The sequence below is a fragment of the Gammaproteobacteria bacterium genome (genome assembly GCA_013817245.1).
In the GTDB taxonomy this organism is placed as follows: Bacteria; Pseudomonadota; Gammaproteobacteria; order HTCC5015; family HTCC5015; genus JACDDA01.
The window spans coordinates 1-15,594 of record JACDDA010000011.1 but is presented as its reverse complement, the minus strand read 5'-3'; the positions used below and the strand labels follow the sequence as shown (position 1 = coordinate 15,594).

At 44.7% G+C, this 15,594-nt stretch carries 13 protein-coding genes and 1 tRNA gene; all 14 read right to left on the bottom strand.

Annotated elements, in window-relative coordinates:
- Positions 1–106: hypothetical protein (locus H0W44_10605; GenBank protein MBA3582885.1), on the bottom strand; the 106-nt coding region annotated here is incomplete at its 3' end.
- A gap of 43 nt (positions 107–149) precedes the next feature.
- Positions 150–2,249, bottom strand: coding sequence for an elongation factor G (gene fusA / locus H0W44_10600; protein MBA3582884.1), 2,100 nt, complete (start codon positions 2,247–2,249; stop codon positions 150–152).
- A 26-nt stretch (positions 2,250–2,275) separates the two neighbouring features.
- Positions 2,276–2,746, bottom strand: coding sequence for a 30S ribosomal protein S7 (gene rpsG, locus H0W44_10595; GenBank protein MBA3582883.1), 471 nt, complete (start codon positions 2,744–2,746; stop codon positions 2,276–2,278).
- A gap of 35 nt (positions 2,747–2,781) precedes the next feature.
- Complete coding sequence (gene rpsL, locus H0W44_10590) at positions 2,782–3,156, bottom strand: 30S ribosomal protein S12 (protein ID MBA3582882.1); 375 nt, start codon at positions 3,154–3,156, stop codon at positions 2,782–2,784.
- A 232-nt stretch (positions 3,157–3,388) separates the two neighbouring features.
- The gene (gene rpoC, locus H0W44_10585) at positions 3,389–7,612 is read right to left on the bottom strand and encodes a DNA-directed RNA polymerase subunit beta' (protein MBA3582881.1); all 4,224 of its coding nucleotides are present in this window, start codon (positions 7,610–7,612) and stop codon (positions 3,389–3,391) included.
- A 63-nt stretch (positions 7,613–7,675) separates the two neighbouring features.
- Positions 7,676–11,758 (bottom strand): DNA-directed RNA polymerase subunit beta, encoded by a 4,083-nt coding sequence (gene rpoB, locus H0W44_10580; protein MBA3582880.1) that lies wholly within the window; start codon positions 11,756–11,758, stop codon positions 7,676–7,678.
- Positions 11,759–11,908: 150 nt separating this feature from the next.
- Positions 11,909–12,280, bottom strand: a complete 372-nt coding sequence (gene rplL, locus H0W44_10575; protein ID MBA3582879.1) for a 50S ribosomal protein L7/L12 — start codon at positions 12,278–12,280, stop codon at positions 11,909–11,911.
- 36 nt (positions 12,281–12,316) lie between these two features.
- Positions 12,317–12,841: a 50S ribosomal protein L10 gene (gene rplJ / locus H0W44_10570; GenBank protein ID MBA3582878.1), complete on the bottom strand. Its 525-nt coding sequence runs from the start codon at positions 12,839–12,841 to the stop codon at positions 12,317–12,319.
- A 267-nt stretch (positions 12,842–13,108) separates the two neighbouring features.
- Positions 13,109–13,798, bottom strand: a complete 690-nt coding sequence (gene rplA / locus H0W44_10565; GenBank protein ID MBA3582877.1) for a 50S ribosomal protein L1 — start codon at positions 13,796–13,798, stop codon at positions 13,109–13,111.
- A gap of 2 nt (positions 13,799–13,800) precedes the next feature.
- The gene (rplK, locus tag H0W44_10560; GenBank protein ID MBA3582876.1) at positions 13,801–14,232 is read right to left on the bottom strand and encodes a 50S ribosomal protein L11; all 432 of its coding nucleotides are present in this window, start codon (positions 14,230–14,232) and stop codon (positions 13,801–13,803) included.
- 96 nt (positions 14,233–14,328) lie between these two features.
- The gene (nusG, locus tag H0W44_10555) at positions 14,329–14,862 is read right to left on the bottom strand and encodes a transcription termination/antitermination protein NusG (protein MBA3582875.1); all 534 of its coding nucleotides are present in this window, start codon (positions 14,860–14,862) and stop codon (positions 14,329–14,331) included.
- A gap of 32 nt (positions 14,863–14,894) precedes the next feature.
- Positions 14,895–15,269, bottom strand: a complete 375-nt coding sequence (gene secE, locus H0W44_10550) for a preprotein translocase subunit SecE (GenBank protein ID MBA3582874.1) — start codon at positions 15,267–15,269, stop codon at positions 14,895–14,897.
- A 51-nt stretch (positions 15,270–15,320) separates the two neighbouring features.
- Positions 15,321–15,396 (bottom strand) — tRNA-Trp (locus tag H0W44_10545).
- Between the two features lie 82 nt (positions 15,397–15,478).
- On the bottom strand, positions 15,479–15,594 hold a 116-nt coding region (locus H0W44_10540; protein MBA3582873.1), incomplete at its 5' end, for an elongation factor Tu.

Genomic DNA, 15,594 nt, shown 5'->3' with positions numbered 1-15,594 from the left:
TGACTTTCGTCAATGCGGCAGTTAAGGTGGTTTTGCCATGATCCACGTGACCAATGGTGCCCACATTGATATGCGGCTTTTTTCTTTCAAATTTACTTTTAGACATGGCCTTACCTTCGTTTCGGTTTTGCGTTATTCAGTTAATCGAATTAAGAGGCTTTCTTAATAATTTGTTCAACCACACTGGCTGGAGCTTCTAAATACTTAGCGAACTCCATCGTGTAGGTAGCACGACCTTGCGTTGCAGAACGCAGCGACGTGGCATATCCAAACATTTCTGACAACGGCACTTCAGCGCGAACAATTTTGCCCGCAGGCGCATCGTCCATGCCTTGTACTAGACCGCGACGACGACTTAAATCGCCCATCACGTCACCCATATAATCTTCAGGAGTTACCACTTCAACTTTCATGACAGGCTCAAGTAAGACGGGCTTAGCTTTCATAACGCCTTCTTTAAACGCCATCGAGCCAGCAATCTTAAATGCCATTTCATTCGAATCTACATCATGGTAAGAACCATCAAAAACAGTGATCTTAACGTCAACGACAGGATAGCCCGCTAACACACCATTTTTAACTTGTTCTTGTACGCCTTTATCAATAGCAGGAATGTACTCACGAGGAACTACACCACCGACCACTTCATTCACAAACTTATAACCAGCGCCAGGTTCTTGCGGTTCAATACGTAACCACACATGACCATATTGACCACGACCACCTGACTGACGCACAAACTTGCCTTCTTGCTCAACTTTGTTACGAATCGTTTCGCGATACGCAACTTGTGGCTTGCCAACATTCGCTTCTACGCCGAATTCGCGCTTCATACGGTCAACAATAATTTCTAAATGTAATTCACCCATGCCGGCGATGATGGTTTGGCCTGACTCTTCGTCAGTAAACACGCGGAATGAAGGATCTTCTTGCGCCAAACGCTGCAAGGCCAAACCCATTTTTTCTTGATCGCTTTTAGTTCTGGGTTCTACTGCAACCGAAATTACTGGCTCAGGGAATTCCATGCGCTCTAAAGTAATGATGTTATTCAAATCACACAAAGTATCGCCAGTTGTTACGTCTTTCAAACCAACTGCGGCAGCAATTTCACCGGTGCGCACTTCTTTAATTTCTTCGCGTGAGTTTGCGTGCATCAACAACAAACGGCCAATGCGTTCTTTTTTACCTTTAACGGGATTGTAAACAGAGTCGCCTGAATTAATAACGCCGGAATACACTCGGAAAAAGGTTAGCGAACCGACATAAGGATCGGTCATGATTTTAAAAGCCAAGGCTGAAAAGGGTTCTTCATCAGCAGGACTACGCGAACCTTCACTGCTCTCCTTATCATCCAAAATACCTTTAACGGCATCTACGTCAATCGGCGCAGGCATATAATCAAGAATAGCGTCCAACATAAACTGCACGCCTTTATTCTTAAAGGCCGAACCACACATGGTAGGTACAATTTCGCTAGACAAGGTGCGCATACGCAACCCTTTTTTAATTTCTTCCGGTGACAGCTCGCCATCACTTAAATATTTTTCCATGAATTCTTCATTAGCTTCAGCTGCCGCTTCCACCATGTTGTCATGCCATTTCTGCGCAACTTCTTTTAATTCAACAGGAATTTCATGCTCTTCAAATTTCATTCCTTGACTAGCTTCGTCCCAGAAAATCGCTTTCATTTTGACTAGATCGATAATGCCTTTGAAATGTTCTTCAGCACCAATAGGAATAGCAATAGGAATAGGGTTAGCACCCAAACGATCTCTAACTTGTTTAACCACACGGAAATAATCCGCGCCAGCACGATCCATTTTGTTAACAAATGCCATACGTGGCACTTTATATTTATTGCCTTGACGCCATACCGTCTCAGATTGTGGTTCAACACCACCCACCGCGCAAAATACTGCGCATGCGCCGTCGAGTACGCGTAATGAACGCTCTACTTCAATCGTGAAATCCACGTGACCTGGCGTATCAATAATATTAATGCGATATTCAGGACGTGACTGATCCATGCCTTTCCAAAAACAGGTCGTCGCAGCAGACGTAATCGTAATGCCACGTTCTTGTTCTTGCTCCATCCAGTCCATAACAGCTGCACCGTCATGCACTTCACCGATTTTGTGCGACACACCCGTATAAAAAAGAATACGTTCAGTGGTAGTCGTCTTACCAGCGTCGATGTGCGCCATGATGCCGATGTTGCGATAGCGCTCAATAGGAGTTTTACGTGCCACGATGAACTAGACCTCTTAAACCAAAATTACCAACGATAATGAGCAAAAGCTTTATTAGCCTCTGCCATACGATGCGTGTCTTCACGCTTTTTAACAGCAGAGCCGCGATTTTCCGAAGCATCCATTAATTCAGCAGCCAATTTTTGCGCCATTGATTTTTCGCCGCGATTTTTCGCCGCATCAATAATCCAACGCATAGCCAAAGTAGCACGACGCGCTGAACGCACTTCCACAGGCACCTGATAAGTTGCGCCACCGACACGGCGAGATTTTACTTCTACCATCGGGCTAACGTTATCCAACGCTTTATCAACAAAATCTAAGCCAGTGGCTTTTTTCTTGTCCGCAATAACGTCAATCGCACCATAGACGATTTGCTCAGCAATTGATTTTTTGCCGCGACGCATCACCATGTTGATGAATTTGGCAATACGATCACTGCCAAACTTAGGATCTGGTAATACTTCCCGACGAACCGCACTCTTTCTTCTCGACATAATCTATCGTTCCGAATTTTTAAGATAAAAGGGAATTACTTTTTAGGGCGTTTTGCGCCGTATTTCGAACGCGCTTGACGGCGACCATCAACACCTTGGCAATCTTGCGTGCCACGAACTGTGTGATAACGCACACCAGGTAAATCTTTAACACGGCCGCCACGAATTAACACCACGGAGTGTTCTTGTAAATTGTGGCCTTCGCCACCGATATAAGAGCTCACTTCAAAACCATTGGTCAGACGAACCCGCGCTACTTTGCGCAAAGCCGAATTAGGCTTTTTAGGTGTAGTGGTATAGACCCGAGTGCAGACGCCACGGCGTTGCGGACAAGCCTCAAGTGCTGGCACGTTAGTCTTGTATTGTTTCGCTTTTCTGGGCTTACGCACCAGTTGATTGATCGTTGTCATCGATGTTTACGTCTTAGTCCAAAATTGTCATGACGGAAAAATAAACAACAGACCTAATGGCCTGTTATTTGCGTGGCCTCTTCACCTTATATAAGGCATAAGATCTAGAGGCGAATCCCATTATCGACCCCAGGGCTATCCGGGGTCGCGCATTCTAAGAACCGAGGTAGTCGCTGTCAAGCAAACATGGCTTGATAGGTCGCCCTATCAAGCCATTACCGTTGAAATAAATTTAAGCGTCGGCCTGTTCGTCTTGATCAGCACCCACATCTAAACTAATCGTCGGTGCACCGCCGCTAACCGCAGACATGGCTGCCGCCAATTCTTGGTCAACTGTACGACGTTTGCGACGACGTTCTTCGTGATAAGCCGAACCCGTACCCGCAGGAATCAAACGACCCACAATTACGTTTTCTTTCAAGCCGCGTAAATCATCACGCAAACCGCGCACAGACGCTTCGGTCAATACACGAGTGGTTTCTTGGAAAGAAGCCGCTGAAATGAAAGATTCGGTAACCAAAGAAGCCTTCGTGATACCCAACAACATTTCTTCGTAACGGATTTCTTGTTTGCCCAAGCTGCGTAAACGATCATTCTCATCCAATACGCGCGGACGATCTGCTTGTTCGCCTGCTAAGTATTTACTATCACCGGCATCGGCAATAATGATTTTGCGCAACATCTGACGCGTAATCACTTCGATATGTTTATCGTTGATTTTTACGCCTTGTAGACGATAGACGTCTTGAATTTCTTTAACAAGATATTCAGACAATGCCGTGACGCCTTTCAAACGCAAAATATCATGCGGATTTAATTCGCCATCGGAAATAACTTCACCGCGAGCAACTTGTTCGCCTTCGAAAATATTCAAGTGACGCCATTTCGGAATGAGTTCTTCATAAACCTCATTACCTTCACCCGCAATCATCAAGCGTACTTTGCCTTTAGTTTCTTTACCAAACGACACGATACCGGTCATTTCAGCCAAGATAGCTTGTTCTTTAGGCTTACGCGCTTCAAATAAATCGGCTACGCGTGGCAAACCACCGGTGATATCACGCGTTTTCGAGGTTTCTTGTGGAATCCGCGCTAACACGTCACCAACACCAATCAAAGCACCATCTTGTAATGCAACCAATGCACCCGCTGGCAAGTTGTAATTGGCAGGTGTGTCCGTACCTGCAATATTTAAGTCATTGCCTTTTTCATCAATCAATTTAACCATTGGACGTAAATCTTTGCCCATGGTGCCGCGTTGCTTAGGATCAGAAACGACAATCGACGCCAAGCCTGTCATTTCATCAATTTGTTGTAAAACCGTAACGCCATCAACAAAATCAACGAACTGCACACGACCCGCTACTTCGGTTACAACAGGATGTGTATGTGGATCCCATGTTGCAACACGTTGACCTGGGGCTACTTTGTCGCCATCACGTGCGGCAATTGCTGCGCCATAAGGAATTTTATAACGTTCACGTTCACGACCATGTTCATCTAATACGCCAATTTCACCGGAGCGCGATACTGCAACCAAATGACCTTGTTGATGCTGTACGGTTTTAACGTTATGTAAACGTAACAAGCCACCCGCTTTTACTTCTACGCTACTGGTTGCTGCTGCACGTGATGCAGCACCACCGATGTGGAAAGTACGCATAGTTAACTGGGTACCGGGTTCGCCGATAGATTGCGCAGCAATAACACCGACCGCTTCACCGATGTTGACTAAATGTCCACGACCTAAATCACGACCATAACATTTACTGCATACACCATAGCGCGTATCACAGGTAATCACTGAGCGTACGTTAACTTCATCCACACCCGCTGACTCTAATAAATCAACTTGGCCTTCGTCTAATAAAGTACCTGCTGGCACAATCAAATCATCACTACCGGGACGATAAACATCACTCGCAGTAGTACGACCTAACACGCGTTCACGTAATGCTTCAACTACGTCACCGCCTTCAATCAACGGTGTCATTGAAATACCATTTTCGGTACCGCAATCAACTTCGATAATCACTAAATCTTGAGCAACGTCTACCAAACGACGCGTTAAGTAACCAGAGTTCGCCGTTTTTAATGCAGTATCAGCCAAACCTTTACGCGCACCGTGAGTCGAGATGAAGTATTGCAATACATTCAAACCTTCACGGAAGTTAGCTGTAATAGGCGTTTCGATAATTGAACCGTCAGGTTTCGCCATCAAACCACGCATACCCGCTAACTGACGAATCTGCGCCGCACTACCACGAGCACCCGAATCGGCCATCATATAGATAGAGTTAAATGAAGGCTGAGTAACTTTTTCACCCTTAGCATTAACTACATCTTCGCTGCCTAATTTCACCATCATGGCTTTCGCCACTTGATCATTCGCGTGCGACCAAATATCAACTACTTTGTTATAGCGTTCGCCGTCTGTTACCAAACCGGATGTGTATTGATTTTGAATTTCTTTTACTTCCGCTTCAGCTGCATTAACGATGCGAATTTTTTCCGCAGGTACAACCATGTCATCAATGCCAATAGAAATACCCGCACGCGTTGCATAACGGAAACCGGTGTACATTAATTGGTCAGCGAAAATAACCGTAGCTTTTAAACCCACTTGGCGATAACACACGTTGATGGTGCTAGAAATTGCTTTTTTGGTCATATCGCGATTGATTAAATCAAACGACATGCCGGGCGGCAAAATTTCTGACAGTAACGCGCGGCCTGCCGTCGTTTCTACCAAACGACGTTTGGCAATTTTTTCGCCTTTCTCACCTAAATCATATTCCCGAATACGCACTTTAACTTGTGCTTGCAAATCGACGTGACCACCTTCAACCGCTCGATGCACTTCGTTTACATCGGCAAATGCCATGCCTTCGCCTTTTGCGTTAACACGCTTCCGGCTCATGTAATAAATACCCAAGACGATATCTTGTGAAGGCACAATGATAGGTTCGCCGTTCGCAGGCGATAAAATATTGTTTGATGACATCATTAATGCGCGCGCTTCTAACTGCGCTTCAATCGACAGCGGAATATGCACTGCCATTTGGTCGCCGTCGAAGTCAGCGTTAAACGCTGAACACACTAAAGGATGTAATTGGATCGCTTTGCCTTCAATCAACATCGGCTCAAAACTTTGAATGCCTAAGCGATGCAATGTTGGTGCGCGATTTAATAATACTGGATGTTCGCGAATCACTTCTTCAAGAATATCCCAAACTTCAGGACCTTCACGTTCAACCAATTTTTTTGCCATCTTGATCGTGGTAGCTAAACCACGTAATTGCAATTTACTAAAAATGAATGGTTTGAATAATTCCAAGGCCATTTTTTTCGGCAAGCCGCATTGATGCAATTTTAAAGTAGGACCTACTACGATTACGGAACGACCCGAATAATCGACGCGCTTACCCAACAAGTTTTGACGGAAGCGACCTTGTTTACCTTTGATCATATCCGCTAATGATTTCAACGGACGCTTATTAGAACCGGTAATCGCACGACCACGACGGCCGTTATCAAGCAACGCATCAACCGCTTCTTGCAACATGCGTTTTTCGTTACGCACAATGATGTCAGGCGCATTTAATTCCAACAAACGCTTCAAACGATTGTTACGGTTAATGACGCGACGATATAAATCATTTAAATCAGAGGTAGCAAAACGACCACCATCCAATGGTACCAACGGACGTAAATCGGGTGGTAATACTGGCAATACGGTTAACACCATCCATTCAGGACGATTGCCGGATTCGATAAACGATTCCATTAATTTCAAACGTTTGCCATAACGTTTCAATTTGGCTTCTGATTTAGTAGTGCCAATGTCTTCGCGCAATTGCACCGCTTCATTTTGCAAATTAATGGATTTCAGCATTTGATAAACTGCTTCAGCGCCCATGCGCGCATCAAACTCATCGCCCCATTTTTCAACGGCTTCAAGATAAGTTTCGTCAGACATTAATTGACCACGTTCCAAATCGGTCATACCTGGCTCAATCACCACAAACGCTTCGAAGTACAATACGCGTTCAATTTCACGCAAGGTCATGTCTAACAACAAACCAATACGAGAAGGTAATGATTTCAAAAACCAAATATGTGCAACCGGACTCGCCAGATCGATATGACCCATGCGATCGCGACGCACTTTAGATAACGTAACTTCTACGCCGCATTTTTCGCAGACCACGCCACGATGTTTAAGGCGCTTATATTTGCCGCATAAACATTCGTAATCTTTAATCGGTCCGAAAATTTTCGCGCAGAACAAACCATCACGTTCTGGTTTAAATGTACGGTAATTAATCGTTTCAGGTTTTTTCACTTCACCATAAGACCATGAACGAATCAGGTCCGGTGACGCTAAGCCAATGCGGATCGCATCAAACTCTTCTACCTGTCCTTGCTGTTTCAACAAATTAAGTAAATCTTTCATTTGTCTTACCTGCCAATTTTGTATGTGACTAATTGATTAATGGGTAACATCACGCTCGAGCTATCAGCCATCGTGTTCCAACTCGATATTAATACCGAGCGAACGGATTTCTTTAAGCAGAACGTTGAACGATTCGGGCATACCTGCCTCCATCGTGTGATTACCATCAACAATGTTTTTGTACATTTTGTTACGGCCATTCACGTCGTCTGATTTCACTGTCAGCATTTCTTGCAAAGTGTAAGCCGCGCCATAAGCTTCTAACGCCCAGACTTCCATTTCACCGAAACGTTGACCACCGAACTGCGCTTTACCACCTAACGGTTGTTGCGTAACCAAACTATACGGACCAGTTGAACGCGCATGCATCTTGTCATCAACTAAGTGATTCAATTTCAACATGTACATATAACCAACCGTAACAGGACGCGCAAAAGCGTCACCGGTGCGGCCGTCATATAAAGTGGTTTGTCCGGTTTCCGGCATATTGGCGAGTTTTAACATGCGCTTAATTTCAAGTTCAGACGCACCGTCAAATACTGGCGTTGCCATTGGCACGCCTTCACGCAAATTGTCTGCTAATTCCAAAATTTCTTTATCACTGAGTGATTTTAAATCTTGGGTATAAACAGCACCTTCGTTATAAATCTCATCTAAGAATTTCCGCAATTCAGCAAGTTTGACTTGTTGGTCCAACATTTCACCGATGCGATAACCTAAACCTTTCGCGGCCCAACCCAAATGGGTTTCTAATACCTGACCGATGTTCATCCGCGAAGGTACACCTAATGGATTTAACACGATGTCAACGGGACGACCATCTTCCATGCAAGGCATATCTTCAACTGGCACGATGCTAGAGATAACACCTTTGTTACCGTGACGGCCGGCCATTTTATCGCCAGGTTGAATACGGCGTTTAACCGCCATATACACTTTAACCATTTTCAAAACACCCGGAGACAAATCGTCACCCGCAGTGATTTTGTTTTTTTGCTGTTCAAAACGTTGATCAAATTCTTCACGCTTAGCTTTAACGCGTTCCGCAATCATTTCTAATTGCTTGCTGGCGTCTTCTTCTTTTACGCGAATCTCAAACCATTTTTCACGCGCCACTTCAGCTAAATATTCAGCAGTGATTTTGCTGCCTTTCTTCAAACCGTTGGGGCCGCCTTCAGCGGTTTTGCCAATCAACATTTTCTCAACACGCGCATAAATATCATGTTCAATAATACGGAACTGATCATTCAAATCTTTGCGTACGGCGGTTAATTCAGCTTGCTCAATGCGTAAAGCACGCGCATCTTTATCAACGCCATCACGAGTAAAGACTTGCACGTCAATCACCGTGCCATCCATACCTGGCGGTACACGTAATGATGTGTCTTTTACGTCAGAGGCTTTTTCACCAAAGATAGCGCGCAATAATTTTTCTTCAGGCGTTAATTGCGTTTCACCCTTCGGTGTAACTTTGCCAACCAAAATATCATTAGGCTTTACTTCTGCGCCAACATACACAATGCCGGCTTCATCTAGCTTCGCGAGCAAAGATTCGCCAACGTTAGGAATATCGGCAGAAATTTCTTCTGAGCCTAACTTGGTATCACGCGCCACACAGGTTAATTCTTCAATGTGAATCGTGGTAAAACGATCTTCTTGTACCACTCGCTCAGAAATCAAAATCGAATCTTCGTAGTTGTAACCATTCCACGGCATAAACGCGACCAACATGTTTTGACCTAAAGCCAATTCACCCATATCGGTTGAAGGACCATCAGCTAAAACGTCGCCGCGTGAAACTAAGTCACCTTTTTTTACTAAGGGACGTTGGTTCATACACGTGTTTTGGTTAGAACGGGTATATTTAATGAGGTTATAAATATCTACGCCGACATCGTCATCAGTGGTTTCTTCGTCATACACACGCACAACGATACGACCCGCATCAACCGATTCAATCATACCGCCACGACGTGCAACAACAGTCGCACCAGAGTCAGTCGCTACTTTACGTTCCATACCGGTGCCTACTAACGGCTTGTCAGCACGTAATGTAGGAACGGCTTGACGTTGCATGTTAGAGCCCATCAATGCACGGTTAGCGTCATCGTGTTCCAAAAATGGAATCAACGAAGATGCAACTGAAACGATCTGCTTCGGCGATACGTCCATATATTGAATACGGTCGGGCGCTGATAATGCAAATTCATTTAAATGACGACATGAAACTAAATCATCGATAAAACGACTTTTTGTATCTAGATGCGCATTACCTTGTGCAATAACATAATTGCCTTCTTCGATCGCCGATAAATAATCGATGTCACCGGTGGCAACACCATTCACAACACGGCGATAAGGCGTTTCAATAAAACCATAAGGATTGGTGCGCGCATAAACTGCCAATGAATTAATCAAACCAATGTTTGGGCCTTCAGGCGTTTCAATCGGACACACACGACCATAGTGAGTAGGATGAACGTCACGTACTTCGAAACCCGCACGTTCACGTGTTAAACCGCCCGGTCCTAATGCAGAGACACGACGTTTATGCGTAACTTCTGACAATGGATTGTTTTGATCCATAAATTGCGATAACTGGCTGGAACCAAAAAATTCTTTTACCGCAGCGGCTACTGGTTTCGCATTAATAATATCTTGCGGCATCAAGCCTTCGCTTTCTACCAACGATAAACGCTCTTTCACTGCACGTTCTACGCGCACTAAACCCACGCGGAAAACATTTTCAGTCATTTCACCGACTGAACGTACGCGGCGATTACCTAAATGATCGATGTCATCAACAATGCCTTTGCCGTTTCGAATATTAATGATTTCGTGCATAACATCGAGAATGTCTTCTTTAGTTAATACGCCAGAACCAGTAATTTCTTCGCGACCTAAACGGCGGTTAAATTTCATCCGGCCAACCGTTGACAAGTCATAACGGTCTTCAGAGAAAAATAAATTTTGGAACAAGGTTTGCGCCGCATCTTTAGTAGGCGGTTCACCAGGACGCATCATGCGATAAATTTCAACTTGTGCTTCTAGTTCAGTACTAGAGGGATCAATGTTGATTGTGTCGCTAACATACGCGCCTTGATCCAAGTCATTGGTATACAGCACTTGGAATTCTTTAATGCCCGCTTTCGCAATCAACATTAAATTTTCGGCGGTCAATTCACCGTTCGCGGCGACTAAAAGTTCGCCCGTTGATTTATCAACCAACGTCTTCGCTACGCGTTTACCCGTCAACCATTCCGCAGGTACTTGCAAGGTGTCGATATTGGCTTTTTCAAGTTCTTTAATATGCTTCATGGTGATGCGACGACCCGCTTCCACCACTGGCTTACCTTTCACAATAATATCAAAGCTGGCGATTTCGCCACGCAGACGTTCAGGTACTAACGCTAATTCAAATTGATCACCTTTTAAACGCACATCATGCATTTCAAAGAACATCGCAAGAATTTCTTCAGTTTCATAACCTAATGCACGCAACAAAATGGTCGACGGTAATTTACGACGACGATCGATACGCACAAATAAACAATCTTTAGGATCAAATTCAAAATCCAACCACGAACCACGATAAGGAATGATGCGCGCGGAAAATAATAATTTTCCAGATGAATGGGTTTTGCCGCGATCATGATCAAAAAACACACCAGGAGAACGATGCATTTGCGACACAATTACGCGCTCAGTACCGTTAATAACAAAGGTACCGGTTTCCGTCATCAAGGGTAATTCGCCCATGTAGACTTCTTGTTCTTTAATTTCTTTTACGACATTCGATTTTGCAGGTGCTTCTTTATCATAAATAACTAAACGCACTTTTACGCGCAAAGGTGCTGCGTAAGTTAAACCCCGAATTTTGCATTCTTTAACGTCAAAGGTGGGTTCACCCAAACGATAATCAGAATATTCCAAATGCACGTGGCCAGAATAACTAATAATCGGGAACACCGAACTCAATGCGCCGTGCAAACCGGAGGTTGTCCGATTTTCAGGTTTGCTGTCGCGTTGTAAAAATTCGCGATATGACTCAACCTGCATCGACAATAGATATGGCACTTCCAGAATAGTCTGGCGCTTGCCAAAATCTTTACGAATCCGCTTTTTTTCAGTAAATGAATATGCCATCTATTTTTCTCCTAACGCTTGCCGCTCTTACTAACCTGATCAACAGGAAAAGGCCAACGACGAACACAACTGCTCGTCGTTGGCCAGCTCAACAACTTATGAACCTAATAATCAAACACCCATGGGGCTCGATTGTTTGTGGTTAGCAAATTACTTGAGTTCAACCTTAGCGCCTGCTTCTTCCAACTGCTTTTTATAATCAGCTGATTCAACTTTGTTTGCGCCTTCTTTAACAGTTGAAGGTACGCCTTCAACCATATCTTTAGCTTCTTTCAAGCCTAAACCAGTTAACGCACGAACTACTTTAATCACGTTAACTTTGTTTTCGCCGAATGAAGTCAAGACCACGTCAAACGCGTCTTTTTCTTCAACAACAGCAGCGGCAGCGGCAGGTGCAGCAGCAGCGGTAGCTACTGCAGCAGTTACGCCAAATTTTTCTTCCATTGCAGAGATCAAATCAACAATCTCAAGAACGGTCATGTTGGAAATGCTTTCCAAGATATCGTTTTTAGATACGGCCATGTCTAACTCCAAAAATAAATAATGTTAAATTAAGGTTTAAGCAGCTTTTGCGTCTTTCACAGCTGCGATAGTACGAACCAACTTGGTAGGCACTGCATTCAAGGTACGTGCGAACTTGTCTAACGGTGCGCGTAACGTTGCCATGAAAATAGAAATTGCCTGATCTCGGGTCGGCAAATCAGCCACACGCGCTAGATCTTTAGCAGCGTAAAGCTGTCCACCTAATGCGACTAATTTAACTACGAGCTTGTCGTTATCTTTTACAAAATCACGCACTACTCGCGCCGCTGCACCTGGATCCTCTTCCGAGAACGCAAGCAGTAACGGGCCTACTAAGCCATCGCTCATGCATTCAAAATCAGTGCCTTCCACCGCCCGACGTGCCAACGTGTTTTTAACAACACGCACGTAGACGCCAGATTGACGCGCTTTAACTCGTAATGACGTTACTTGCGCAACAGTGAGGCCTTGATATTCAGCCGCAACAGCAGAGTGAGCTCGGGCAGCCACTTGCGCAACTTCTGCGACAACTGCCTTTTTCTGCTCTAGATTTAGAGACATACACTCTCCTTTGAAGATATTGCTATACGAGCTTGCGCTGCATAACGTTATCTAGTTAGCGACACGGATGTCGTCTTGCATTGACATCCCCCTATAACGGCGGCCGAGCAAAATTTGTTCGGGCTGCACCATCTGCGTAGGAGGCTTGCGCCATTAAACGATGTTTCACGAACAGCATCATTCCTACGGTCTTTGACGAGGCGCTAAGCGCTTCGCCCTTTTCGCATAAGATATAAAATCTTACGCAAAAATTTTTACATCTTTTAATTAAACAGATGCACGATCAATTAACACACCAGGGCCCATAGTCGTGGACACGGTGAGTTTTTTGAAATAAATACCTTTCGCAGTCGAAGGTTTAGCTTTTTCTAAATCGGCTAATAACACCGCAAGATTTTCTTTCAGCGCATTCACTTCAAAAGTTGCTTTACCAATACTGCAATGCAAAATACCGGCTTTGTCGATGCGGTAACGTACTTGACCCGCTTTCGCATTACGCACAGCGCCTGCAACATCAGGTGATACGGTGCCAACTTTAGGATTAGGCATCAAACCGCGTGGGCCTAATACTTGACCTAATTTACCTACCACTGCCATTGCATCAGGTGATGCAATGACTACGTCATAATTTAAATCACCGGCTTTCATTTTTTCAGCCAAGTCATCCATACCAACCACATCGGCGCCCGCAGCTTTAGCTTCTTCTGCTTTTGCACCTTGTGCGAATACGGCGATGCGCACAGTTTTACCGGTACCGTTAGGTAACACGGTTGCGCCACGCACAACTTGATCAGATTTACGCGCATCAACACCTAAGTTAATCGCGACATCGACTGATTCCGCAAATTTAGCGGTTGCACATTCTTTGACTAACTTTAATGCGTCATCAGCAGAATAAACTTTTGCGCTGTTAACTTTTGCGCGAATAGCGGTCGTACGTTTGCTCAATTTAGCCATGATTAAACTCCTTCTACGTCCAAACCCATACTCCGCGCACTACCCGCGATGGTACGGACGGCCGCATCTAAACTTGCTGCGGTCAAATCAGGCATTTTCGCTTTCGCAACATCTTCTAATTGCGCACGCGTAACCTTGCCCACTTTTTTAGTGTTCGGGTTGCTACTACCACTTTGGATGCCTACTGCTTTTTTCAGCAGAATAGAAGCCGGTGGTGTTTTAGTAATAAAGGTAAAACTGCGATCGCTATAAACAGTGATCACGACGGGCAAAGGCAAACCTTTTTCCACGTTTTGTGTCGCTGCGTTAAACGCTTTGCAGAATTCCATAATGTTGACACCGCGTTGACCCAATGCTGGACCTACCGGTGGTGACGGTGTAGCCGCGCCTGCAGCTACTTGAAGCTTAATATACGCTTCGACTTTCTTTGCCATGAGAGACTCCTCGTGGGTACAAGCGGATGAACAAGTCACCCTCCCCGGTTACAAAACACACGAACCAACAAACGTTGCCGATTCGTATTTTAAAAACTAACCTTTTTCGACTTGTGAAAACGCCAATTCAACCGGCGTTGCACGACCGAAAATTAATACCGATACTTTTAAACGATTCTTTTCAAAATCAACTTCTTCAACAACACCATTAAAGTCATTAAATGGTCCATCAGTGACACGCACTAATTCACCAGGCTCAAACAATACTTTTGGACGAGGTTTCTCAACACCGTCTTGAATTCGTTGCAAGATCGCATTGGCTTCTTTATCCGTAATCGGTGCAGGCTTATCCGCAGAACCGCCAATAAAACCTAACACCTTGGGCGACTCTTTTACTAAATGCCAAGTCGCTTCATTCATTTCCATGCGCACTAATACGTAACCAGGGAAAAATTTACGTTCGCTTTTACGACGTTGGCCTTCACGCATTTCCACCACTTCTTCGGTGGGCACTAAAATATCTTCAAAAAATTCCTGCATGTCGAAACGCGCAATACGTTCTTCCAGCGAACGCTTCACATGATTCTCAAATCCTGAGTAGGCCTGTATTACATACCAATGTTTTGCCATGCCTTCACCCGTCCTAATCTGTGCCGTCATTTTTAACCAATCGACAGCAACTGTTTGATCATCCAGCTTAAACCCAGATCAATCAGCCATAAAAGAATGCTCGCTATTAATACCAGCACCGCAATAACTAACGTGGTTTGCGTTGTTTCCGCCGTGGTGGGATAGCTAACTTTGCGCATTTCCGCACGCGCATCCCCAGCAAACTGCCAAAAACTACGACCGCCTGCAGTTTGTGACGAAATAAAACCTGCAATACCGACAACCAGTACTAAAGCCAACAACCGATAAATCAGCAGATATGCGCTTTCGTAATAGTGATAACCAAAAATAGCGAGCACCAACAACGCAATAGCTAACACTAGCTTCGCGATATCTGTCCCAACATTTGTTTGCTTTGCTACTGTCATACTTCGCTCATCTACACTAAAAACAACTGTAATAACTCAATGCCATTTAAATGGCAGGCCAAGAGGGACTCGAACCCCCAACCTGCGGTTTTGGAGACCGCTGCTCTACCAATTGAGCCATTGGCCTACACGCTCAAACACCTTGCACTTAAAGCACAGAAAGCGGGCGACACTTTCGAGTCACCCGCTCACTGGTTGTGATTTATTACTTACAAAATAATTTTCGCAACGACACCCGCGCCGACGGTACGACCGCCTTCACGAATAGCAAAGCGCAGACCGTCTTCCATTGCAATTGGGTTGATCAAGGTAATGGTCAATCCAA